Here is a 23,205-nt window from a genome sequence, read left to right on the forward strand (position 1 = left end):
TCGGGTTTGAGCGCAGCATGCTACATCGCGCCGGACCGAGCCCGACGTCACAAAGCGGCGATGGCATGGTGCCGCCGCGAGACATTAAATTTCACTAATGCCCGGCAAACGCGGCAAGTCCGGGACTCCGGCGGCTGGCCGCCGTCACCGTTCCTTGCCGGTCATGATGTCCATCTGCTTGCCGCCGAGCGGCTCCTGCGGGCCGGTCCCGTAGGCATAGCCCGGCGACGGCGTCTGATAGCCGGGCGGCGGCTGGGTCAGGCTTTCGCGCTGCGGCTCGCTGGTGAACGGCTTGGTCTCGCTGTCATTGCCCTTGAACAGGCCGAACAGATTACCTTTGAAGCCGAGCTGGGACGGGCTCATCATCGGGTTGTTGGTGACCCCCGGCTGCACCGGCTCGGTCTGCTTCGCCGCCGCCGTCCGTCCCATCTTCATCTCGGCCGGGGTCAGCGGGCGGGCCGCATTGACCGGATCCTTGTTGTCCTTCTTGCGCGCGGCGGCCGCGGCACGGCGCTGCTGCTCGTCGGGGTCCTTCGGCCAGTTCGGGGCATTGGCCTGGGTCGCGGCAGCCGGCGGCGGCAGATCGAGCTTGGGCGGCACGACGAGCGGCGAGCGCTCGCGATAATTGATGGTCGGCGTCTCCATGTTGGTGCCGCCGAGGCCGCGCATCAGGTTGTCGACGATCTTCTCTTCGAAGGTCTTGTCGTCTTCCTCGTCCTCCTGGGCACGGGCGACGCCCGCGGCCATGATGACGCCGATGCAAAGCGCAGCCGCCGACAGGCGCAGAGCGCGAAAGGCCGCGTGGGTCATGATCCGGCCGCTGACTTCGGTCTTGCGCATGGCTTTCCCTGTCCTCGCTTGTCCAGTGCTCGTGCTCCGACGAACCGGCCGCGAACCCACCGATTGCGATCCTCGATTCGACGGGGGCCGTCCAGGCATCGCGCCGATCTCGAAAACGTGAAGATCATCAGGCTCTTGACCCTGGATCGGCACCGGCCGGTATCGACCCGGATCAGGGCGCTTTTGCGGCGGGAGCCCCGAAGAAGGAGTCATACAGCAGGCCCGCCACCCCGGCAACGATGGCCACGTCGGCCATGTTGAAGATGTACCAGTTGTAAACCGTGCCGCCGATCTGGACGTGGAACAACGCGAAATCGACCACCGCGCCATAGGCCAGCCGGTCGATGCCGTTGCCGATGGCGCCGCCGATGATCAGGCCGAGCGCCGCCGTCGCCAGCTTGCTTTCCGCGCGCGCCATCCAGATGGCGAGGGCGACCACCGCGACGGCCTTCACCGCCATCAGTCCATATTGCGCCAGCGCGCTCTCGCTCTGCAGCCAGCCGAAGCTGATGCCGATGTTCCAGGCGAGGTAGAGGTCGAAGAACGGGGTGATCCTGACCGTGCCGCGGTTGGGCAGGTCGAACACGTACAGCAGCCACAGCTTGGAGGCCTGGTCGATGACCAGGGTGGCGAAACCAGCGATGAGGCCGAGGCGGAGGCGGGGGGTCATTGCGGACCGGCGAGGGTGCCGGGCCACTCGCGGCAAACACCGCTGTCGTCCCGGCGAAAGCCGGGACCCATACCGCGGATGGCCAATTGTTGAAAAAGGCTCTGGGTCATCTGTCTTTGTCTACAAAGGCGCCGGTGGCTATGGGTCCCCGCGTTCGCGGGGACGACAGTTGTGGGTGTCGTACCAGCGAGCCTCACATGCTGACCCCGAGCGCCTTCCACTCGCGCAGCGCCTGCGCGTCGCGCGGGGAGACGTCGGGGTACTCCTTGTCGTCGCCGACGCTCTCCAGGATCTTCCAGGAGCGGGCGCACTTCTTGCCCACGGCCTTCTCGACGACGACCGCGACCCCTGGCACCGCATCGAGCCGGAACGCATCGGCCGGTGCGTCGCCTTCGCGGACCTCGTAGTTCGAGGTGATGCAGACCTCGGCGAGGTCGGTATCGAACAAGGTGCCGAGCAGCGCGCGATCGGCCACATAGATGATCGGCGACGCTTCGAGCGAGGAGCCGATGGTCTTGGCGGCACGCGCGAGCTCCAGCGCCCCGGTGACGACGCGGCGGATGTTGCGGATGGTCTCCCACTTCGCCGCCAGATGATCGTCGCGGTACTGGTCCATCGCCTCCGGGAACAGCGTCAGATGCACCGACGGCTCGGCGTCGGGGCGGTACATCCGCCACGCCTCGTCTGTCGTGAAGGACAGCACCGGCGCCAGCCATTTCAGGACGGCGTCGCAGATCAGGTCGATCGTGGTGAGCGCCGCCTTGCGCGCCATCGACGACGGCGGATCGCAATACAGCGTGTCCTTGCGGATGTCGAAATAGAACGCCGACAGCTCCGTGTTCATGAACGCAGCCAGGCTCGCGATCACGGTCTTGTAGTCGAACGCGGCATAGGCGCGGCTGATGACCTCGGCCTGCTGCGACAGCTGATGCAGCATCAGCCGCTCCAGCTCCGGCATGTCGGCGAAGGCGACGGCATCGCTGCGCTTGTAATGATGCAGCGTGCCGAGCATCCAGCGGATGCTGTTGCGCAGCTTGCGGTAGGTCTCGATGGTGTTCTTCAGGATCTCCGGGCCGATGCGCTGGTCGTCGGCGTAGTCGGTGGCGCACACCCACAGCCGCAGGATGTCGGCGCCGGAATCCTTGATCACCTTCTGCGGCTCGACGGTGTTGCCGAGCGACTTCGACATCTTGCGGCCGTTCTCGTCGAGCGTGAAGCCGTGCGTCAGCACCACGTCGTAAGGCGCGCGGCCGCGGGTGCCGCAGCTCTCCAGCAGTGACGAGTGGAACCAGCCGCGGTGCTGGTCGCTGCCTTCGAGGTACATCACGGTGTCACGGCCGCCATCGACCTTGCGCCTGATGCCGGCGAGGCCGGGGAAGTGCACGGGGTCTTCGAGCACGAAGGCGTGGGTCGAGCCGGAGTCGAACCAGACGTCGCAGATGTCGTCGACCTTCTTCCAGTCCTCATTGGCGCGCGAGCCCAGGAAGCGCTCGCGCGCGCCGTCGGCGTACCAGGCGTCGGCGCCTTCCTTGGCGAAGGCATCAGTGATGCGGGTGTTGACGGTCTCGTCCTGCAGGATCTCGGCCGAGCCGTCGCCTTTCTCGCGCACGAACACCGCGATCGGCACGCCCCAGGCGCGCTGGCGCGAGATCACCCAGTCCGGACGGTTGGCGATCATGCCGTTGATGCGGTTCTGGCCGGCGGCCGGCACCCATTGCGTGACGCTGATCGCGCGCAGGGCTCGGGCGCGCAACGTGTCGCCGGACTTGGCCTTGCCATCATCGGCAATGTCCTTGTCCATCGCGATGAACCATTGCGGCGTGTTGCGGAAGATCACCGGCTTCTTGGAGCGCCAGGAATGCGGATACTGATGCTTGAGCCGGCCGCGCGCGAGCAGCATGCCCGCGTCCGTCAGCGCCTTGATGACCGCCTCGTTGGCGTCGCCCTTCTCGCCCTTGTCGTTGATGACGCGCTTGCCGGTGAAGCCCGGCGCGTGGTCGGTCAGCGCGCCGTTCTCGTCGACGGTGTAGGGGATGGTGGTGGCGATGCCGCGGCCGTCGAGCTCGCGGGCATTGGCCATCCAGACGTCGAAGTCCTCGCGACCGTGGCCGGGCGCGGTGTGCACGAAGCCGGTGCCGGTGTCGTCGGTGACGTGGTCGCCGGGCAGGAGCGGCACGGTGAAGCCGTAGCCGCCGGCGAGACCTTTCAGTGGATGCGCGCATTCGACGGCATCGAGCGTATCGCCGGGGATGTCGCGCACCTTCTCATAGGCCGTGACGCGCGCCTGCTTGAACACGCCCTCGGCTAGCGCATCGGCGAGGATCAGCATGTCGCCGGTCTTGGCCCAATTGTCGGCGGGCGCATCCGTGACCTTGTAGAGGCCGTAGGCGATCTTCGGCGAGAACGAGATGGCGCGGTTGCCGGGCAGGGTCCAGGGCGTGGTGGTCCAGATCACCACCGAGGCGCCCGCAAGCGCGCCATGCGCCGGCGAGGTCACCGGAAACTTCACCCACACCGTGTCGGACTGATAGTCCTCATACTCGACCTCGGCCTCGGCGAGCGCGGTCTTCTCGACCACACTCCACATCACCGGCTTGGAGCCGCGATACAGCGTGCCGTTGGCGGCGAACTTCATCAGCTCGCGGGCGATCTGGGCCTCGGCCGGATAGGTCATGGTGGCGTAGGGATGGTCCCAGTCGCCGATCACGCCGAGACGCTTGAACTCCTCGCGCTGCACGTTGAGCCAATGATCGGCATAGGCGCGGCATTCCCTGCGGAACGCGACCATGGCGGCGGAGTCGCGGAAGTCGGGCTTGGTCTTGCCCTTCTTGCGGTAGTTCTCCTCCTCGATCTTCCATTCGATCGGCAGGCCGTGGCAGTCCCAGCCCGGCACGTAGTTGGAATCGTGGCCGAGCATCTGCTGGCTCTTGGTCACGACGTCCTTGAGGATCTTGTTCAGCGCGTGCCCGATGTGGATGTTGCCGTTGGCATAGGGCGGGCCGTCGTGCAGGACGAATTTCGGCCTGTTCTTGGCGGTCTCGCGCAGCTTGCCGTAGAGGTCGATGTCGCTCCAATATTTCAGGATCTCCGGCTCGCGCTGTGGCAGGCCGGCGCGCATCGGGAATTCCGTCTGCGGCAGGTAGAGGGTCTTGGAATAGTCCTTGGCGTCGGATTTTTGGGCGTCGGGCTTTTGCGGCTTTTCGGACATCGTGATCTGGCTGGCTGAGAGATGAGGCGCTGAGACGCGATTTCGATCGCGGGCGGCGGAACGAGCAGAGACATCCCGGTCTTGCGCCGAGCTCAAAGCTCAGGCGGAAGCCGGGCCGCTAATGCCGATGATGCGCCGTATCAACATGGGCCTCCTCATAGCAGCCGGACTGCGGAATCGCAAAGCGATCCTGCGGCAGCAACGCTGCGGGATCGTCGTTCAGCGTCATTCCGGGGCGATGCGCGAGCATCGAACCCGGAATCTCGAGATTCCGGGTTCAGCCCTGGCGGGCTGCCCCGGAATGACGTCACCGATGGAGCAGGAGGATCAGCCGATCTCGCCAAGCCGCGGGAAGAGACCAGGATGGGCCGCCAGCAGGGCGCGGGCCTTGGCGCTGTCGTCGTCCATCTGCCGGATCAGGGCCTCGATGGAGCCGAATTTGGCCTCCTCGCGGATGAAGCCGATGAAGGCGACATCCAGGACCTCGCCATAGAGGCTGCCATGGAAGTCGAACAGGAAGGTCTCGAGCAGCGGCGCACCATTGTCGAAGGTCGGCCGGCGGCCGAAATTGGCGACGCCATCGATCAGCACCCGGTTCGCGCCGCGGCCGCGGCCGACCCGGACGGCATAGATGCCGTGGCGAAGCCCGCAATCACGGTCGAGCCGCATGTTGGCGGTGGGGTAGCCGAGGTCGCGGCCGCGCTTCTCGCCGTGGATCACCTCGGAGCTCACGAACCAGGGGCCGCCGAGCATCGCGGTCGCCTCGCTGACCTGGCCCTCCGCCAGCGCCTCGCGGATCGCGGTCGAGGACACCGGCCGCTCGTCGATGTCGACATGGGCCTGGATGTCGACCTCGATGCCGAGCTTGGGGGCCTCGTTGGCGAGCAGGCTGGGCGAGCCGACGCGGCCCTTGCCGAAATGAAAGTCGTAGCCGACCGCGATTCCGGCGATCCCCAGCCGCCCGATCAGGTCATGGTGAATGAAATCCTGCGCCGAGGTCTGGGCGCGGCCCTTGTCGAAGGCCATGACCACGGCGCCGGCAAGGCCGGTTCCGGCCAGGAGCCGCAGCTTGGCGGTCTCGTCGGTCAGGCGGAACTGCGGGGTATTGGGGCTGAAGAAGCGCCGCGGATGCGGCTCGAAGGTCAGCGCCAGCGCCGGCCGCCCCTTGGCCTTGCCCATGTCGATCGCCGCCTCGATCACGGCCCGGTGACCGAGATGGACGCCGTCGAAATTGCCCATCGCCACCACCGCGCCCCTGAGGATGTCCGACGGCGGGGTGGAATCGCGGATGATCTTGAAATCGGGCATGTGACGGAAATATCTCGCGGATTTCGGTGGGCCGCCGTCTGGCGGCGTTGCCCTCGACCGTGGGCGGCCGGCCCCGCGAAGTCAAGCCGAAGGGGTTCCTCCGCTCATGCAGCGCAGCAATAGCGACATGCAGACGCAGCGCAGTTAACGCGCTGTTTAACGGCTGATGCTACTGCTCGGGGCGGATGGCGGGGTCGGTTACGACCCGTGCCGCAACAGCGTTTTTGTAACAGTCTGCGCGTTGTGTTCGCGTCTGGGGGAGTCAAGATGGCGGTTGATTTGACGATGCCGGTGCTCGTCGTCGACGATTACAGCACCATGATTCGTATCATCAGGAATCTTCTCAAGCAGATCGGGTTCGAGGACATCGACGATGCCAGCGACGGCTCGATGGCGCTGAACAAGATGCGCGCCAAGAAATACGGCCTCGTGATCTCGGACTGGAACATGGAGCCGATGACCGGCTACGACCTGCTCCGCGAGGTCCGTGCCGATCCGAACCTGGCGACCACGCCGTTCATCATGATCACGGCGGAATCCAAGACCGAGAACGTGATCGCGGCCAAGAAGGCCGGCGTGAACAACTATATCGTCAAGCCGTTCAATGCCGCGACGCTGAAGACCAAGATCGAGGCGGTGTTCCCGGACATGGCGACGGCCTGAAGCCCGCCTGATCCACTCCCACAGGACAGACGCCCGGCACTCGGCCGGGCGTTTTTCGTTTTAGGATCCGTTCACCACTTCAATTCGCGCATCAGCGCGCGGGGCGGGTGGCCGAACAGCTCCTTGACCGAGGCCGGGTCGAGCTGCTCGACGCCGGCGAACTCCTCGGAATGGATGCCGCGGGTCACGAACAGGCAGTCGATGCCGAAGCCGTGGGCGCCGGCGAGATCGGTGCGCACGGAATCGCCGATCGCGAGCACCTCTTCGCGCGCCACCGGCCGGCCGGCGTGCTGCTCGGCCAGCATCATGGCGCGCTCGTAGATCGGCCGGTGCGGCTTGCCGTAGAAGATCACCTCGCCGCCGAGCTCGCGGTAGAGCTCGGCGATGGCGCCGGCGCAATAGATCAGCCGGTCGCCGCGCTCGACCACGATGTCCGGATTGGCGCAGATCAGCGGCAGCCTGCGCTCGCGGGCGCGCAGCAGCATCGGCCGGTAGTCCTCGGCGGTCTCGGTCTCGTCGTCGTAGAGGCCGGTGCAGATGATGTAGGAGGCTTCCTCGAGAGGCGACAGCGCCAGGTCGAGACCGCGATGGATGGAATTGTCGCGCTCGGGGCCGAGCCAGAACACCTTGCCGCCGGGATGATCGGCCACGTAGTGGCGGGTCAAATCGCCGGAGGAGACGATGGCGCTGTAGACCTCGTCGGCGACGCCGAGCTTGCGCAACTGGCGCTGGACCGAATCGGCCGGACGCGGTGCGTTGGTGATCAGGATCACCGTACCGCCCTGGCGGCGAAAGTGGTGCAGCGCGTCGCAGGCGTCGGGGAAGGACTCCAGCCCGTTATGGACCACGCCCCAGATGTCGCTCAGCAAAACCTGCTTGCGGCCGACGAGATCGCGCAGCCGCTCTTCGAAGCGGAGAACGGTCATGGCAGGCGGCTGATCTCAGATGGTGCCGGCGACACGGCGGGCGAGGGCGGCATTGCCGCTGCGCGTCGGAGCGTTGGTGTGTGACACGTCGAGAGAGGTGGTGCCGGCGGCATTGGGGTCCTGAATCTTGATGTCCTGCCCGCCCGATGGGCCGGCGGCGGCATCGCCGGTAGCAGATGCGCCCTCCGGTCGCAATGGGCGGGGCGGCGCGAACAGGAAGCCCTGGCCGAAGCGGACGTCGTAGTCGAGCAGGTCGACGACGCTGTTCTCGCCTTCGATCCGCTCGGCGATCAGGTCGATGCCGAAGCGGCCCAGCAGATCGGAGAGATCGGTTGGATGAATGTCCGAGGCCGAGCTCTGCTTGGGGTCGAGCAGCAGCACGGCCGGAACCTTGATGAAGCGGACACCGCGATCAGCGAGCTCGCGCGGCTCGAACCGGAGGTCGGTGACGTGGTCGATCGAGAAGCGGTAGCCGCGCTGCGCCAGGGCCGCGAGGTGCTCGGTCTCGGTCGGGCCCAGGCTGCGAAAGGTCGACTGCTTGAATTCGAGCACGAAGGACGGCGCCAGGGCGCGATTGGCTTCGAGGAAATCGAGGCATTGTGAAAAGTTTGCAGGGCTGCTCAGGGTGGCTGAGGAGATGTTGCAGAAGATGCCGACGTCCTTGTTGCGAACCATCAGGCGGCGAAGCACCTGGACGCAGCGAAGCAGGACCATGTGGTCGATGCGCCCGACCAGGCCGGCGGCCTCCGCGATGCCGATGAAGTCCTCGGCCGCGACCACCTGATCGCGCTCGTCGCGTAGCCTGGTTACGGCCTCGTAGAAGCGCACCTTGCGCTGCGGCAGCGTTACCAGCGGCTGCAGATAGATGTCGAGACGGTTGTCCTCGATCGCGCCTTTGACGGCGGCGAGGATCTGCGGCTGGCTGCGCGGCACGGCGGGGGCAACCGGCGCCGACGGAGCTGGCGTCGTGATCTTGGAGGCTGCTGGCACGGCAGCGACCGCCGGGGCCTGCGGTTTGGAGGTCTCGGCCACCTTCTGCTCGAAGCCGCTCGACGGCAGCGCGTTCATCTCGAGCGCGCCGCTGGAGGAAGCGGTCGCCGGGAGCGGACGATCGGCGTCGCGAACCGCGCTGGCCCCAGCTCCCGGTGGTGTTGCCGGCGGGATGGCCGCGATCAGGTCCTCGTGCTGGGCCACGGTGACGGCGAGCTGCTTCATCAGTCCGCCGAGCTCATTGATCTCGCCGATCACACCCTGCAGGCGATCAGCGCTGACCGAACTCGACGACACGATGCGTCCCTCGACCGCCGACAGCCGCCGGCCGAACTCGGCGACCTGGCGCGCGAGGTCGGCGGTGCCGCGTGACAGATCGGCGATCTGGCTGCCGACATCGGTGCGGTCGCGCAGTCGCATCGACACGGCGTTGTAGAGAATCAGGAAGGTCAGTGCGGTGAGCGCGACGATCGCCGATTCCGAGCCACTGATACCGGCCACCGAATACAGGATCAGGCCGAGCGAGGCCGCGACCAGAACCATACAAACGGCAATGAAAATCGTGGAGATACGGATCATGCTGCGCGGCGCTCCCAACCGAACGCAACCTTAGCACTTCTGTTGATTCGCGAGGATAGTGGGCGGGATTCAAATACCGGGAGACGCCGATGATTTCTCGTCTGCGTGTCATTTACGCAAGTTCAGCTCGGCAAGCGGAGTGTCATCGTAGTGTCGCGGGTCCGTAGAACGCCGGAGTACGCGCCGTGCGGATTCCAGACATCTTCAGACATGCTCGCGACGCCCTTCGCCTAATCGGCGCATGTAGGCGCTCCAGGAGCGGCAGCGATCCCGACGCGGATCAGCTCAACTGAGCCGGTTATGCTTCGATGTCCGTCGAACCGCGCCTGTCGCTGTCCGGGCAGGCTCACTTGCTGCGGTGACGCCTGCGCAGGGCGGCCACGCCGAGCAGCAGTGCCGCAACGGCGACACCGACGGGCACGTTGACCCGTCCGAGTGCGCCCGCAACTCCGCTCGCGTGATTCGGCGACGTCGATGACGGCGCCAAGGGGATGGTGTCGGGATCGATCTCGTCCGCATCGGGTTCCTGGGCCGCCGGCGCGGCGATCGCCACGCGCAGCCGGCTGGAGAGTGAAGGATAATGCGGCGACGGGCTGCGGAGCTTCACCGCGGCGATGATCGCGCAGATCACCGCCAGCGCGACCAGGATGCCGCCGACCACCGCGAACGCGGTGAACAGGCCGTAGGTCATTTCCACCCAGCGGAACAGCGCCGTTAGCCCGACAATGCAGGCGGCGATCAGGAAGACGCCCGCAGTGGCGAACATCCCGGCCGCGACGGCGTAGGACGTCACGGTGCCGGTGGCCTGTCGCGCGCGATCACGTATGTAGGACTGGGTCGCGCGCTTGACGCGGTTGAGCCTCTGCTCGAGTCCCAAGCGCAACAGCTCTCCTGGCGGTGCAAGCATGCGCGTCCTCCGACAATCCGTTCGCCGCGCAAACCGCCGGCTCGCGACATGAACGTGGAGGATTTGCGAAGGTTCCCGGCAATCAGGCGTGCCGTTCTGCGGCAATCCTTGCAGGGCAAGCGAGATTCCGGGGTCAATCGCCAACGCGTGGCCGCGTTGACGATTGCCCCGGAATGACCGCTGCTGGGAAGCAGTCCAGATAAGGAAATGGCGGCCACCGGGGCCGCCATTCTTGTTGGCTGACGATGTCCGCGCGCGGCTTATGCCACGGCCTTGATGACCTTGCCGACCTTCTCGATGATCTCGCCGACCTGATCCTCGCTGACGATCAGCGGCGGGGTCAGCGCCAGCGTGTCGCCGGCGATGCGCAGCATCAGGTCGTTGTCGTGGAAAGCGGTCTCCATCGCCGAGTAGCCGCGTTTGCCGGCCGCGTCCGGCAGCGAGGCGAGATCGATGCCCGCAGTGAGACCGACGGTGCGGATGTCGAGCACGTTGGGCAGGCCCTTCAGCGACATCACCGCGTCGGCGAATTTCGGCTCGATCGCGCGAGCGTGCTCGAACAGCTTGTCGTCGCGATAGATGTCGAGCGTGGCGAGACCGGCCGCGCAGGCGATCGGATGCGCCGAGTAGGTGTAGCCGTGGGTGAACTCCACCATGTGCTCGGGGCCGCTCATGAAGGCGTCGTGGATGGTGTCGCGCACCAGAACGCCGCCCATCGGAGCCGCACCATTGGTGACGCCCTTGGCGAAGGTGAGCAGGTCAGGCGTCACGCCGTAGCGCTCGGCGGCGAAGGCGTAGCCGAGGCGGCCGAAGCCGGTGATGACCTCGTCGAAGATCAGCAGGATGCCGTGCTTCTGGGTGATCTCGCGCAGGCGCTTGAGATAGCCCTTCGGCGCCGGGATCACGCCGGTCGAGCCGGCCATCGGCTCGACGATCACGGCGGCGATGGTGTTGGCGCCGTGCAGGTTGACGAGATTTTCGAGCTCATCGGCGAAGTGCGCGCCGTATTCCGGCTCGCCCTTGGTGAAGGCCTGCTTCTCGCGGTCATAGGTGGCGGGGATGTGGTCGACGCCGGTCAGCAAGGTGCCGAACAGCTTGCGGTTGTTGACGATGCCGCCGACCGAGGTGCCGCCGAAGCCGACGCCGTGATAGCCGCGGACGCGGCCGATCAGGCGGGTGCGGCTGCCCTGGCCGTTGATCTGGTGGTAGGCCAGCGCCATCTTCAGCGCGGTGTCGGCCGCCTCCGAGCCGGAGTTGCAGAAGAACACGTGATCGAGGCCGGCGGGCGCGAGGTCGGCGATGCGGTTCGCCAGCTCGAAGGCCTGGGGAATGCCGAACTGGAACGGCGGCGCATAGTCGAGCGCTGCGGCCTGCTTGGCGATCGCCTCGGCGATCTGGCTGCGGCCGTGGCCGGCATTGCAGCACCACATACCGGCGGCGGCATCGATGATCTTGCGGCCGTCGACGGTGATGTAGTGCATGTCCTTGGCACCGGCGAGCAGGCGCGGGTTCTTCTTGAACGCGCGGTTCGCGGTGAACGGCATCCAATGCGCGGCAAGATCATTCGGAACGGTGACGGCGGGGCGGGGGCTCTTGTCCAGCATGGGGACCTCTCGGACGGTTGTGCGACGGCGGCAGCATGATCCGGAAAGGTGGCGAACCGGTGCCAGAAAAGCTTGCCGAAACGGATCGTGCTTGATGGGCCTGAATGCGTACGCCGACGTTGTCAGCGGCTGATCTGGGCCGGCTGCAAGTTATCAGCTTCGCGCGCAGACGGAAATGTCAAAGGTCCGGCGTTCCTGCTGCCCTGGTGAGCGGATTCTGCACAGCAGCAGCAGATTGTGCCGCATATTGGAAGTCGCCGCGTCATTTCGCGCCAACCGCGCGGGTGTGCCTCAGGCAGCCGCGTCTCAGACGAGATCGCGCGCGGTGATCCAGAACACCTCGCCCTCGGAGTCCTCAGTGTCGAGCCAGAGCAGCGGCAGGTCGGGATACGCCGCCTCGATCTGCGGACGGTCGCGGCCGACCTCGCACAACAGCCCGCCTTCGGCGGTCAGGTGGTCGCGCGCCTGGCCGAGGATGCGGTGGATGATGTCGAGGCCATCAGCGCCGCCATCGAAGGCCAGCGCCGGCTCGGCGCGGCATTCCCGCGGCAAGCCGGCCATGCCCTCGGCATCGACATAGGGCGGATTGGTGATGATCAGATCGTAGCGGCGCTGGCTGAGGGGGGCGAACAGGTCGCCGCGGTGCAGCGAGACGCGCCCGGAGAGATCGTAGGCGGCGACGTTCTTCGCCGCGACGGCGAGCGCATCCTTGGAGATGTCGACCGCGTCGATGACTGCATTCGGGAAGTGGCGGCTCGCGAGGATGGCGAGGCAGCCGGAGCCGGTGCAGAGGTCGAGCACGCTGTCGACCGCCAGGGGATCGTCGATCAGCGAGGTGCCGTCGCCCTCGGCGCCACCGAAATGCGTCTCCAGCAGCTCGCCGATGAACGAGCGCGGCACGATGACGCGCTCGTCGACATAGAACGGCAGGCCGCGCATATAGACCTTGTTGACCAGATACGCCGCCGGCTTGCGCGTGGTGATTCGGGCGGTGATCAGGTCGAGGATCGTCTTGCCTTCGGCGGCGGTGACCCGGGCCGTGACGAAGGTCTCGAACTGATCGGGGCGCAGATGCAGCGCCTCGCCGATCAGGAAGGCGGCCTCGGACACCGGATCGGTGGTGCCGTGCGCGAACACCAGATCGGCGTTCTGGAAGCAGCTCACGGCGTAGCGCAGGTAGTCGAGCAGGCTCACCAGCTCGCCCGCATTGACCTTCGGCAGCCTCAGTGCCGCCGCCTTGCGCGGCGCTGCCGTCTTGACCGTCTTCGCCATCACCTTGTCCAGCGCGCTGCGGCGGCGTCATCGTGGCTCCTGGCCTCGACCCAGCTGCCGCCGTCCTCGGTTTCCTCGCGTTTCCAGAATGGCGCGTTGGTCTTGAGATAATCCATCAGGAACTCCGCGGCCTCGAACGCCGCCTGGCGGTGGCTCGACGCGGTCACCACCAGCACGATGTTCTCGCCCGGCCGGATCCGGCCGAAGCGGTGAATCACGGTCAGCCCCTGCAGCGGCCAGCGCGTCATCGCCTGTTCGGCATGGCGCATGATCTCCGCTTCCGCCATCCCGGGATAGTGCTCGAGCGTCAGCGCGCTGATCGGCGTGTCATGGTCGTTGCCGCGGCACAGGCCGGAGAAGGTGACGACGGCGCCGATGTCAGTGCGGCCATGGCTGAGCGCCGCGATCTCGGCGGCGGTGTCGAAATCCTCGTGCTGCACGCGGACGGTGACGATCGCGGTCATGATGCCGTGTCCTGGTCTGCCGGTCCGGCGCTCGGCCTCAGCCGCCGGTCATCGGCGGGAAGAACGCGATCTCGCGGGCGCCGGCGATGGCCGCATCCGGCTGCACATGGGTCTGGTCGATGGCGGTGCGGATCACCTTGGGCTTTTCGAACGCATAGGCGTAGTCCTCGCCCTGCGCGCTGAGCCAGGCGATCAGCTCGCTGACCGTGCGGACATCCGCCGGCGGCTCGATGGTCTCCTCGGCCTTGCCGATGCGCTCGCGCACCCAGGCGAAATACTTCACCTTCATCGCTAGTCTGCCTCGATGAGGTGGTGGATGCCGGCGCGGAAATAGTCGTAGCCGGTGTAGATGGTGAAGACCGCCGACAAGCCGAGCAGCCAAATTCCGATCCCGCTCACGATCGGGCCAACGGCCGTCGAGATCTGGGCGACCGCGGCATCGCCCGCCTCGCCCGCGAGCAGGAAGCCGATTGCCACCAATTGCATCGTGGTCTTCCATTTGGCGACCTTGGTCACCGGCACCGAGACGCGCAGCGCGGCGAGATATTCGCGCAGGCCCGACACCAGGATCTCGCGGCACAGGATCACAATGGCCGCCCACAGCGACCAGTTCTGGATGGTGCTGTCGGCGGCCAGCATCAGCAGGCAAGAGGCGACCAGAAGCTTGTCGGCGATCGGGTCGAGCATACGGCCGAATGCCGATTGCTGGTTCCAGATCCGCGCGAAATGACCGTCGAGATAGTCGGTGATCCCAGCCGCAATAAACACCGCGACGGCGACCCAGCGGAGCCACAAAGGATACATCCAGACCGACTGCGCGTAGATGCAGCCGACCACGACCGGTATCGCGGCGATGCGCGTATAGGTCAGGATGTTCGGCAGGGACGTCGACGTCTTGCTGGGCACGCGTGTGGTCGCAATATTCATCCCGTGTACCAATACTGATGCCGTGCGAACGTCAACCTTCGAGCCGAGCCGCCCGGACAGGATGACGCAGATATGACGCAAATCGCAACAAAGCCTTGCGGAGATAGGAACTCTCGCGCGCGAGGCAACGCGAGCCGCAACGCTTCATTAAGCAACCGGACGCGGTCGCGCCAGTGCCCAGATCGGCGGCCGCGACGCGTGGCCGCGACCTTATTGCAGTGCGGTGACAGCCGGGCGAATGCTTGAGCGGAAGCCTCAGATGGCCTCCGCGCCATGCACCGCGCACCAATGCGCCTGGCGTTCCGCGAACACGCGGTCGCGGACATAGGCCAGCGTCTCCTCATCGAAGGTCTCGATCACCTCAAGACTGAACGCGTCAGGGCCGTGGGCGGTCCACGCCGCCTGCAGCCCGCCGCGGCGGTGGCCGCCCTGGCGCAGGGTGAACCACAGCCGGTTCTGGATCTTGTCGAGATCCGGCGCGCAGCCGACCCAGCGCTTGCCTGTGGCGGTGCAGGTGACGGCGAAGATGCCGGCGGGCGTTTTGCGTTCCTTGTAGGCGGCGACGGCCGCCTTGCGCTGGTCGGGGGTCATGGGCGCTCCTGATTATCACCCGGGCGTATATCGGATATTTCTATCCGGGTAAAATAATTTCTGCGTGCTGGCAGGGCCTCCGGGAGGGGCCGGCCCCGACGACTGGGCTTGCGCCGGATCGGGAGGTCGCAGCCTCAACCCGCGTTGCTGTGAAAATATTCGAAAATCTTCCGCGCGCTCTCGGCGCTCACGCCGGGCACCTTGCCGAGGTCGGCGATCGAGGCGCGCTCGATCTCCTTCAGCGTGCCGAAATGGTGCAGCAGCGCGCGCTTGCGCGACGGACCGATTCCGGGGATCTCCTGCAGGCCGGCCTCGCGGATGTCCTTCTTGCGCAGCTTGCGATGTGAGCCGATGACGAAGCGATGTGCCTCGTCGCGCAGGCGCTGGATGAAATACAGCACGGGGTCGCGCGGCTCGAGCTTGATCGCCTCCCGCTCCGGGACGAACAGCGTCTCGCGGCCGGCGTCGCGATCGGGGCCCTTGGCGACCGACATCAGCGCGACGTTGGTGACGCCAAGCTCGGTGAAGATCTCGCGGACGGCATTGAGCTGGCCGCGGCCGCCGTCGATGATGACGAGGTCGGGCCATTGCGGCACGTCGTCCTCCTTGGCCGCGCGTGCGACATCCTTCTCCGACGGTGACACCAGCCGCTTGAAGCGGCGCTGCAGCACCTCCTTCATCATGGCGTAGTCGTCGCCGGGCGTGAGACCTTCAGACTTGATGTTGAACTTGCGGTACTGGTTCTTCATGAAGCCGTCGGGGCCGGCGACGATCATCGCGCCGACCGCGTTGGTGCCCTGGATGTGGCTGTTGTCGTAGACCTCGATGCGCTTCGGGACCTGCGGCAGGCCGAGCGTCGTGGTCATCGCCTCCAGCAGCCGGCTTTGCGTTGCGGTGTCGGCGAGCTTGCGGCCCAGCGCCTCGCGCGCATTGGTCAGCGCGTGGGTGACGAGGTCCTTCTTCTCGCCGCGCTTCGGGCAGGACACCTCGACCTTGTGGCCGGCCTTGACGCACAGTGCCTCGGCGAGCAGCTCGGCCTCCTCGATCTCATGCGACAGCAGGATCAGCTTCGGAGGCGGCTTGTCGTCGTAGAACTGCGTGATGAACGCCGACAGCACCTCCTCCGGCAGATAGCTCTTCTCCGCGCGCGGGAAGTAGGCGCGGTTGCCCCAGTTCTGGCCGGTGCGGAAGAAGAACACCTCGACGCAGGAATAGCCGCCCTCCTGGTGGATGGCGAACACGTCGGCTTCCTCGACCGTGCGCGGGTTGATGCCCTGCTGCGAGGAGATCGCCGACAGCGCCGCGAGACGGTCGCGATAGACAGCGGCAGTCTCGAATTCGAGCTCGCCAGACGCCTTCTCCATCTCGCCTGCCAGCAGCGCCTTCACGGCCTGACTGCGTCCGGACAGGAAGTCGGTCGCCTCGCGCACGAGCTCGGTGTAGCCGGGGAAGTCGATCTCCTGGGTGCAGGGACCCGCGCAGCGGCGGATCTGATGCAACAGGCAGGGGCGGGTGCGGCTCTCGAAGAACGAATCGGTGCAGGAGCGGATCAGGAAGGCGCGCTGCAGCGCCGTGATGGTGCGGTTGACGGCGCCGGCCGAGGCGAACGGTCCGAAATAACGCCCGGGTCGCGACTGCGCGCCGCGGTGCTTGAGGATCTGCGGCGCCCAATGGTCGCCGGTGATCAGAATGTAGGGGAACGACTTGTCGTCGCGCAGCTGCACGTTGAAGCGCGGCTTGAGCTGCTTGATCAGGTTGGCTTCGAGCAGCAGCGCCTCGGTCTCCGTGGTGGTGGAGACGATCTCGACAGTCACGGTGGCGGCGATCATGCGCAGGATGCGCGCCGGCAGCGGCGCGTTGGCGCGGGCGTAGGACGACAGCCGCTTTTTGACGTTCTTGGCCTTGCCGACATAGAGCACGTCATGGGCTGCGTTGAGCATGCGGTAGACGCCGGGCGAGGTCGGCGCCAGCCGCACCGCGTTCTCGATCGCGGCATGGCCGATCGCCAGCGGGCCCTCGCCGACCGCCTCCAGGCTCTCCTCGGCCAGCTCCGGCAGCCGGCCGTCATCGTCCTCGTCCGCAGCCGGGGCGGCGGGATCGAGGTCGGGCGTGTCGATGGCCTCGGGGGGCAGGTCGGCAGAGGCGCCACGCCGGCTCGGGGGCGTCGGCGCCTTGGATGGGTCGGAGCTGTGGGTGGTCATGTCCAACAAATTAAGCGCTGCCGCGCCGCCTCGCCAGCTTGCGATGGCGCCATGCACAGGGCAGGGCGGTAACGCTTCGTTAAGCACGTTAATGGCCGGGTAACCCGGCTTAACAACGGCTTAACCTAAAACTCTCGATAAAAGCTCACGAAAGAAGCGAGAGTTCCGTAACCACGTCGGCCCGCGCAGCACAGTCGCGCGGCGCATGCTCCGGGTGGTGACGGCGAGTTGCGTGGAGTGAGCGATGAACAGGTTCTTGGTCGGTGCTGCCGCCGCGGCGGGCTTTGGCGCGGCGGCTCTCGGATCGGTCTCGGCGCAGGCGGCCGATCTCGGCTATGGGCGCGGCGCGCCCTATACCGTGAACCAGCCCCTCAACGCCTATAGCTGGGCCGGCCCCTATCTCGGCGGCACGCTGGGCTACGAATGGGGCACCGTCGGCAACAACCCGACCAAGCCGTCCGGTCTCACCGGCGGCCTGACCGCGGGATACAATTGGCAGAACGGCCCATGGGTGTTCGGCGCCGAGGGCGACATCAACCTGACCGGCGCCAACGACACCTTCGCGCCGTGGAAGTTCTCGAACCCGTGGTTCGGCACATTGCGCGGCCGCGCCGGCTACGCCTTCAACAACATCCTGTTCTACGGCACCGGCGGCCTCGCCTTTGGCGGCCTGCGCGCCGAGACCTTCGGTCTTTCGGAATCGCACACCACGGTGGGCTGGACGCTCGGCGCCGGCACCGAGTTCGGCCTGGCGCAGAACTGGACCGCCAAGATCGAGTATCTCTACGTCGATCTCGACAGCAGCAATTTCGTCATCACGGGGGCGAAGAACGACTATCGGTTTGGAGTGGTGCGCGCAGGCATCAACTTCCACTTCTGATGGCAACGAGGGAATAGGAAGAAGAAACGTCGAACGACAACCTCCCGGCCGCTCGCGCGGCCGGGATTTTTTTGTCGGAGTCCCTTTTGTCGTAGTGCTCCGTGCAATCTGGAGGCATGCAGCATCGCGCGCGGCCTGCACGTACGAGCCGGCAATGCTGTGCACGCGAGCCGGCGGCGCTGCCGGCAGCTTCCAAACGAACGAATGAGGTGCCGTCGAGGCGCCCGCGGCTGCAGTCTCACGCTGGTGCGTGAACCGTCGCCTGGTGGGCTCGCTCTAAGACGACAGGACCAGGTTCACCGCCTTCGGGCCCTTGCCCTTCTTGTCCGGCTCGACCTCGAAGCTGATCCGTTGTCCCTCGGTCAGATCCTTCAGGCCCGCGCGCTCCACCGCCGTGATGTGCACGAACACGTCGCGTCCACCGTCGTCCGGCTTGATGAAGCCGTAGCCGCGCTCACCATTGAAGAACTTGACCGTCCCAGTCATGGCCATCGGGAAACTCCTCCCCCGCAATGCTTCCTCCACTGCGCGCTCTGCGCAGCGTCCGACCGGACATCACTTTGATCGGAAAGCGTTGGCCACCTTAACGCCCAGCGCTCGCCACGCCGGATCGTCTGGATCTTGTTAGGCCTTGATCACCCCGCCGCAACCATTCGCGGAAGCGGAACGTAAAGCCAGTCTTACAATTAGACACAATAATACGGTTCCGCGCCGATTGACTACGGCTTTTCGACCAGTCGCCGTTTCAAGCTTTGGGGAATTCGATCCGGAAGCGCGCCGCGCCGCCCTGGCCGAGCGGCTTCTGCAGTTCCTGCAGGATGAGCTTCAACTCGTCATGCAATGTCCAGGGCGGGTTGACGATCAGCAGCCCGGTCGAGGTCAGCGCCTCGCCTTCGATCTGCGGCGCAACACTGAACTCGATCCGCAGCACCTTGCCCGGCGGCTTGGCCGCGGCCGCGAGCGCCGCGACGCGATCGGTCAGCTCTTCCGTCGCGCGCCGGCTCTTGGCGGGATACCAGAGCACGTAGATACCGGTGGTCCACTTTGCGAAGGCCGCAGCAAAGCGGTCCGCGAGGCGCTCGAACTCATCCTTGGCCTCGAACGCCGGATCGATCAGCACCACGCCCCGGCGCTCGTTCGGCGGCACGAAGGCGGGCAGGGCGACCCAGCCGTCGAGATCGACGACGCGGGCCTGGGTGTCGCGGCGCAACTGATCGATCAGCTGCTTGCGGGGGATCGGTGCGAGCTCGCAAAGGGTCATGCGGTCCTGCGGCCGCAGCAGCGCCCGGGCGATCAGCGGCGAGCCGGGATAGGCAACCAGCTCGGCCTTCGGATTGAACGATCTGATGATGTCGAGATAGGGCGACAAGAGTGCATAGGCCTGCTCGGAGAAGCGCGCCTGCAGCACGCGAGCGATGCCGGTGAGGAACTCGCCACTGCGGATGGCCTCGTCGCCGGTGAGATCGTACAGGCCTGCGCCGGCATGGGTGTCGATCACCCGGAACGCAGCGGGCTTCTCCTGGAGGTAGACCAGGATGCGCGTCAGCACGATGTGCTTGATGACGTCGGCAAAGCCGCCGGCGTGAAAGGCGTGTCGGTAGTTCATGCGGCACGAGTTACGCCGTTCCGCGTCAAAAGGGTACCCCGTCGATGCGCCGGATGGATCCAGAGAGCATCGGATCAGCGCCGCGGCGAGAGGCGCCGCAGGCCGACGCACTGCGGTCGCCCGATTCGGCCGTCGCTAGCCGCCGCGGACCGGCGGCATGTTGACCTCGTCGCGCCGGCAGGCCTGGCGGTCGATCTCGTCGCAGTTGCGAAACTCCAGATCCTTCGACAGGCAGATCCGGACCTCGCTCAGCCTGGTGCGGTTGCAGGTGACGGCAATGCCCGATGTCGTGAGCTTGGGGTTGGCCTTGATGAAGGCCTCCTCGACCGCCCCCGGCGCCACCGTCTTGGCCTCCGCAAGATCGAGGAATTCCGGCGGGATCTTGATGGCGGCGCGGGCCTTGCGGATGATTTCGAAGTAGGCCTTCGCGGACAGGCCGGCGCAGGTGCCGTGCTTGTCCCACTCGTTGTAGATCAGGCCCGGCGCCGGCATCAGGTCGAGCATCGAGGTCATGATGTTGCGCGGCAGGCGCGGCGCCGGCTGCTCGCAATATTCGGGGTAGCCGTTCTCGTATTGCGGCCACAGCCCGTGCACGACGAACGAGTAGGGCCGGCCGCCGCACTGCTGGGACCGGTTGCCGCGGCCGCCTCGCTCCTCGGCTTCGGCACAGTACGAGGGCGACCAGGATAGCGAGAGAACGTAGAAGTCGAACGCGCCCGGCGCGTTCTGGCGACGGTCCTGCGCCTCGGCGGAGCCAGCCGCGAGCACACCCACCAAGAGGGCAAAGCAGGCGATCGTTATGGACAACAGGACGGCAGGTCGGCGCAGGCAATCGAACATGGCGAACTCCCCGGACAATGCCAGGAGCCTAGCAGCGCGCCGGAACATTTCAAGAACAAAAATGGCTGCCCCGAGGCAGCCATTCGTCAGCCGGCCGCCCGCGCGAGCGGCCGATGGTCCGACAAAATCGAATCAGGGCTTGGCGGCGCGGCAGGCCGGATTGAAGGCCCAGTTGCGATCGAGGCCGACGACGCAGAACTCGACGCCCTGGTCATAGCCGGCGAAGCCGCCATCCTCGATGATCGAGAAGTTGACGGTGCGCGCCTTGCCGTCGCTGATCATCACGCTGCCGGTGCAGAAGCGGCGCGGAATATTGTCGGACTGCCAGGGGCGGAAGGCGATCTCATGGACGTTGGCGACGCCGGTGATCGTCAGCGAGGAATTCCAGAAGGTGCTCTCCTTGTCCTGGAATCGCGACACGATGGTCGGAATGGCCGCCTCGCAGGGGGCAACCCGGCCTTCGTACTTCGGGCCGGACAGCCAGAAGTTCATCTCGAGCGGATTGGCGGCCTGAGCCGGGGCGGTGGCGACGATGGCGGCAAGCAGCGCGCCACAGGCGGCGCCGAACATCTTGAAAGGTGAGCTGAAGTCGCGCATGGGCCGTCCGCAAGGCTGATCCGGGAGCGTGGACCGTGCCGCGGCGGCCACAGGAGGTCAAGTGCAACGCGGCAACACTCCACGATTAGTCCTGTTAACGCGAGGCTGGTGTTCTTTTCTTGACCGCACAGGACCTTTAGGATGGCAGGCCAGCTCAAGGAGAATGCAATGCGGACGCTGAAGGCCGGACTCGTGAAGACTGCAGGCCTCGCGGCCGTCGGGATGCTGCTGGCCGCCGCGCCGGCTCTGGCCGACGTGGTGCCGCCCTTCAAGGGCAACGACACCGGCGGCATCATCGCCTATCAGCTGGCCCAGAGCACGGATGCGCGCCAGCTCGCGGTCGATCATTGCGCCTCCTACGGCAAGGTCGCGAAGTTCCGCGCCGTCGATGCGCGCTATGGCGGCTACGTCTCGTTCGCCTGCCGCTGGGTGCCCTATGGCTCGGCGCAACGGCCGCTGCGGACGCTGTACTAACGTTCTCCTAATTGCCATCTTTTGGCGGCATTCGCTCCGACATCGCGCAACGAGCCGGAACGGAACACATGACCTGCACACGCACTGCCATCGGCCTTCTGGCCTGCTGTCTCCTCAGCGTGACCGCGAGTCACGAGGCCCGTGCCGTGGACCTGCCGGTGCGCAAGGCGGGCCTGTGGGAATTGAAGATGGTCAGGTCCGGCGGCCAGCTGCCGGAGATGACCATGCAGCACTGCACCGACGAGACCACCGACAGGGACATGAACAACATGGCCTCGCCGATGGCGCAGCAGGTCTGCTCCAAGCAGGACATCCAGAAGACCGCAACCGGCTATGTCAGTGATGCCGTCTGCAGCTTCGGCGGCATGAACACGACCTCGCACGCCGACATCACCGGTGACTTCAACTCGGCCTACACGGTGAAGACCACCTCGCGCATCCAGGGCGGTGCCGCCGGCGCCGCCAAGGAGACCGCGATGACCATCGAGGCGAAGTGGCTCGGCGCCTGCAAGCCCGACCAGAAGCCCGGCGACATCGTCATGCCCGGTGGCATGAAGATGAACATCAAGGACATGAACAAGCTGAAGAACCTCATTCCGGGCGCCAAGCAGTAGGCGGGCGGCCGTTGCGTTTGGCGGCACGAGCGCAGAGACATGGATCGTCGCTCATTCGCGGACGCAAAGCACGATCTTCCCGATATGTCGGCTCGTCTCCATGCGGGTGTGCGCATCGGCCGCCTCGGACAAGCGATAGATGCTGTCGATGTGCGGCCGAATGGCCGTCCCGAGAAGGGGCCCGACGCGTTGCCGCAGGTCGGCCGCGATGCGTCGTTTGAGGTCCAGTGCCGTCGAACGCAGGAACGTGCCGGTGATGCTGGCCCGGCGCGCCATCAGGCCGCGCAGCGGCACCGCCAACTCGTTCCCATGTCCGGCTGAGAGCAGGGCGATCCGTCCGCCCATTGCGAGCGCCGCAAGGTCCTGCGCGATGTGAGCGCCTGCGGAGGTGTCGAGGATGCAGTCGACACCACGCATCCCCGTCGCCACGCGGATCTGCTCGGCGAGATCAGGATCGGCGTAGTCGAACACGGCGCTGCAGCCGAGCCTGAGCGCCGCGGCGCGCTTCTCTGTGGTGCCGGCGGTGGCGATGACGGGATGACCCAGCGCGCGCAGGAGCTGGATCGCGATCGTGCCGACGCCGCTGCTTCCGCCATGAATCAAGGCGGTCTCGCCGGGCGCCATGCGCATCAGCTCGAAGAAATTGAACCAGGTCGTGAACAGCGCCTCGGGCAGCGCGGCGCCTTGGATCCAGTCGAGGCCGCTCGGCAAGTCCAGGGCAAGATGCTGATCGGTGGCGACGTATTGCGCGTATGAGCCGCCGTCGGTCAGTGCGATCACCGCTTTACCCAGCCGTTCCCGGGGAACGTTGGTGCCGCAGGCCACGATGCGCCCCGAGGCTTCCAACCCCGGCACGGGATTGGGCTCCCGCGACGGCCCGGCAGCGCGCTGGTTGCAGTCATGACGGTTGATGCCGGCGGCTGCGACCTCGATCAGCACATCGTCTGGTCCGAGGCGCGGGACCGGCCAGTCCTGTCGCTCCGACAGGACCTCCGGGCCGCCCGCGGCGCTGATGATGACGGCGCGCTGATCGTCCGGAATCAT

24 protein-coding genes are annotated in these 23,205 nt (G+C 66.2%); 4 read left to right on the forward strand and 20 right to left on the reverse strand.

From position 1 onward, the window contains the following. Nucleotides 1–144: 144 nt before the first annotated feature. The 5 genes from QX121_RS03435 to QX121_RS03455 form a co-directional block, all read right to left on the reverse strand. Nucleotides 145–810, reverse strand: a complete 666-nt coding sequence (locus QX121_RS03435) for a hypothetical protein (protein WP_315778008.1) — start codon at nucleotides 808–810, stop codon at nucleotides 145–147. 202 nt (nucleotides 811–1,012) lie between these two features. Continuing rightward, complete coding sequence (lspA, locus tag QX121_RS03440) at nucleotides 1,013–1,510, reverse strand: signal peptidase II (protein ID WP_315777982.1); 498 nt, start codon at nucleotides 1,508–1,510, stop codon at nucleotides 1,013–1,015. A 193-nt stretch (nucleotides 1,511–1,703) separates the two neighbouring features. Continuing rightward, nucleotides 1,704–4,718, reverse strand: coding sequence for an isoleucine--tRNA ligase (gene ileS, locus QX121_RS03445; RefSeq protein WP_315777983.1), 3,015 nt, complete (start codon nucleotides 4,716–4,718; stop codon nucleotides 1,704–1,706). Between the two features lie 118 nt (nucleotides 4,719–4,836). Beyond that, nucleotides 4,837–4,968, reverse strand: a complete 132-nt coding sequence (locus QX121_RS03450; protein WP_315777985.1) for a hypothetical protein — start codon at nucleotides 4,966–4,968, stop codon at nucleotides 4,837–4,839. A gap of 77 nt (nucleotides 4,969–5,045) precedes the next feature. Then, the gene (locus QX121_RS03455; RefSeq protein WP_315777986.1) at nucleotides 5,046–6,026 is read right to left on the reverse strand and encodes a bifunctional riboflavin kinase/FAD synthetase; all 981 of its coding nucleotides are present in this window, start codon (nucleotides 6,024–6,026) and stop codon (nucleotides 5,046–5,048) included. A gap of 267 nt (nucleotides 6,027–6,293) precedes the next feature. On the opposite strand from QX121_RS03455, the gene QX121_RS03460 reads away from it, so the two are divergent. Then, nucleotides 6,294–6,689 (forward strand): response regulator, encoded by a 396-nt coding sequence (locus QX121_RS03460; protein ID WP_315736595.1) that lies wholly within the window; start codon nucleotides 6,294–6,296, stop codon nucleotides 6,687–6,689. A gap of 71 nt (nucleotides 6,690–6,760) precedes the next feature. Here the strand turns inward: QX121_RS03460 and QX121_RS03465 are convergent, their stop codons facing one another. The 10 genes from QX121_RS03465 to uvrC all read right to left on the reverse strand — a co-directional run bounded on the left by QX121_RS03465 (nucleotide 6,761) and on the right by uvrC (nucleotide 17,150). Continuing rightward, the gene (locus tag QX121_RS03465; protein WP_315736596.1) at nucleotides 6,761–7,615 is read right to left on the reverse strand and encodes a TIGR01459 family HAD-type hydrolase; all 855 of its coding nucleotides are present in this window, start codon (nucleotides 7,613–7,615) and stop codon (nucleotides 6,761–6,763) included. A 15-nt stretch (nucleotides 7,616–7,630) separates the two neighbouring features. Further along, nucleotides 7,631–9,184, reverse strand: coding sequence for an EAL domain-containing protein (locus QX121_RS03470; protein ID WP_315777987.1), 1,554 nt, complete (start codon nucleotides 9,182–9,184; stop codon nucleotides 7,631–7,633). Between the two features lie 346 nt (nucleotides 9,185–9,530). Further along, the gene (locus tag QX121_RS03475; RefSeq protein ID WP_315777988.1) at nucleotides 9,531–10,091 is read right to left on the reverse strand and encodes a phage holin family protein; all 561 of its coding nucleotides are present in this window, start codon (nucleotides 10,089–10,091) and stop codon (nucleotides 9,531–9,533) included. A gap of 260 nt (nucleotides 10,092–10,351) precedes the next feature. Beyond that, on the reverse strand, nucleotides 10,352–11,695 hold the full coding sequence (locus QX121_RS03480; protein WP_315777989.1) for an aspartate aminotransferase family protein: 1,344 nt from the start codon (nucleotides 11,693–11,695) through the stop codon (nucleotides 10,352–10,354). A 306-nt stretch (nucleotides 11,696–12,001) separates the two neighbouring features. Further along, nucleotides 12,002–12,967 (reverse strand): 50S ribosomal protein L3 N(5)-glutamine methyltransferase, encoded by a 966-nt coding sequence (gene prmB / locus QX121_RS03485; RefSeq protein WP_315777990.1) that lies wholly within the window; start codon nucleotides 12,965–12,967, stop codon nucleotides 12,002–12,004. Next, nucleotides 12,967–13,431 (reverse strand): molybdenum cofactor biosynthesis protein MoaE, encoded by a 465-nt coding sequence (locus tag QX121_RS03490; RefSeq protein ID WP_315736601.1) that lies wholly within the window; start codon nucleotides 13,429–13,431, stop codon nucleotides 12,967–12,969. The genes prmB and QX121_RS03490 overlap by 1 nt, the downstream gene beginning before the upstream one ends. A 37-nt stretch (nucleotides 13,432–13,468) precedes the next feature. After that, nucleotides 13,469–13,720, reverse strand: coding sequence for a molybdopterin converting factor subunit 1 (moaD, locus tag QX121_RS03495; RefSeq protein WP_315736602.1), 252 nt, complete (start codon nucleotides 13,718–13,720; stop codon nucleotides 13,469–13,471). A 2-nt stretch (nucleotides 13,721–13,722) separates the two neighbouring features. Continuing rightward, entirely contained in the window at nucleotides 13,723–14,358 is a 636-nt protein-coding gene (gene pgsA / locus QX121_RS03500; protein ID WP_315777991.1) for a CDP-diacylglycerol--glycerol-3-phosphate 3-phosphatidyltransferase, read from the reverse strand. A gap of 255 nt (nucleotides 14,359–14,613) precedes the next feature. Beyond that, on the reverse strand, nucleotides 14,614–14,949 hold the full coding sequence (locus tag QX121_RS03505; protein ID WP_315777992.1) for a GIY-YIG nuclease family protein: 336 nt from the start codon (nucleotides 14,947–14,949) through the stop codon (nucleotides 14,614–14,616). Nucleotides 14,950–15,083: 134 nt separating this feature from the next. Then, entirely contained in the window at nucleotides 15,084–17,150 is a 2,067-nt protein-coding gene (gene uvrC / locus QX121_RS03510) for an excinuclease ABC subunit UvrC (protein WP_315811168.1), read from the reverse strand. A gap of 244 nt (nucleotides 17,151–17,394) precedes the next feature. Here uvrC and QX121_RS03515 point away from each other — a divergent pair, with 244 nt between their 5' ends. After that, nucleotides 17,395–18,030: a porin family protein gene (locus QX121_RS03515; protein WP_315811169.1), complete on the forward strand. Its 636-nt coding sequence runs from the start codon at nucleotides 17,395–17,397 to the stop codon at nucleotides 18,028–18,030. 276 nt (nucleotides 18,031–18,306) lie between these two features. Here the strand turns inward: QX121_RS03515 and QX121_RS03520 are convergent, their stop codons facing one another. The 4 genes from QX121_RS03520 to QX121_RS03535 form a co-directional block, all read right to left on the reverse strand. After that, entirely contained in the window at nucleotides 18,307–18,522 is a 216-nt protein-coding gene (locus QX121_RS03520) for a cold-shock protein (RefSeq protein WP_006612991.1), read from the reverse strand. Nucleotides 18,523–18,775: 253 nt separating this feature from the next. Further along, nucleotides 18,776–19,636, reverse strand: a complete 861-nt coding sequence (locus QX121_RS03525) for a 23S rRNA (adenine(2030)-N(6))-methyltransferase RlmJ (protein ID WP_315754756.1) — start codon at nucleotides 19,634–19,636, stop codon at nucleotides 18,776–18,778. A gap of 135 nt (nucleotides 19,637–19,771) precedes the next feature. Beyond that, the gene (locus QX121_RS03530) at nucleotides 19,772–20,476 is read right to left on the reverse strand and encodes a ribonuclease T2 (RefSeq protein ID WP_315771275.1); all 705 of its coding nucleotides are present in this window, start codon (nucleotides 20,474–20,476) and stop codon (nucleotides 19,772–19,774) included. A 132-nt stretch (nucleotides 20,477–20,608) separates the two neighbouring features. Next, entirely contained in the window at nucleotides 20,609–21,073 is a 465-nt protein-coding gene (locus QX121_RS03535) for a hypothetical protein (protein ID WP_315713599.1), read from the reverse strand. A 168-nt stretch (nucleotides 21,074–21,241) separates the two neighbouring features. Here QX121_RS03535 and QX121_RS03540 point away from each other — a divergent pair, with 168 nt between their 5' ends. Both QX121_RS03540 and QX121_RS03545 read left to right on the forward strand, forming a co-directional pair. Beyond that, nucleotides 21,242–21,547 (forward strand): hypothetical protein, encoded by a 306-nt coding sequence (locus tag QX121_RS03540; RefSeq protein WP_315811413.1) that lies wholly within the window; start codon nucleotides 21,242–21,244, stop codon nucleotides 21,545–21,547. A 68-nt stretch (nucleotides 21,548–21,615) separates the two neighbouring features. After that, nucleotides 21,616–22,161, forward strand: a complete 546-nt coding sequence (locus QX121_RS03545) for a DUF3617 domain-containing protein (RefSeq protein ID WP_315736610.1) — start codon at nucleotides 21,616–21,618, stop codon at nucleotides 22,159–22,161. A 51-nt stretch (nucleotides 22,162–22,212) separates the two neighbouring features. Here the strand turns inward: QX121_RS03545 and QX121_RS03550 are convergent, their stop codons facing one another. After that, nucleotides 22,213–23,205, reverse strand: coding sequence for an NAD(P)H-quinone oxidoreductase (locus QX121_RS03550; RefSeq protein WP_315811170.1), 993 nt, complete (start codon nucleotides 23,203–23,205; stop codon nucleotides 22,213–22,215).

This window comes from Bradyrhizobium sp. SZCCHNR2028 (assembly GCF_032380995.1).
Taxonomy (GTDB): Bacteria; Pseudomonadota; Alphaproteobacteria; order Rhizobiales; family Xanthobacteraceae; genus Bradyrhizobium.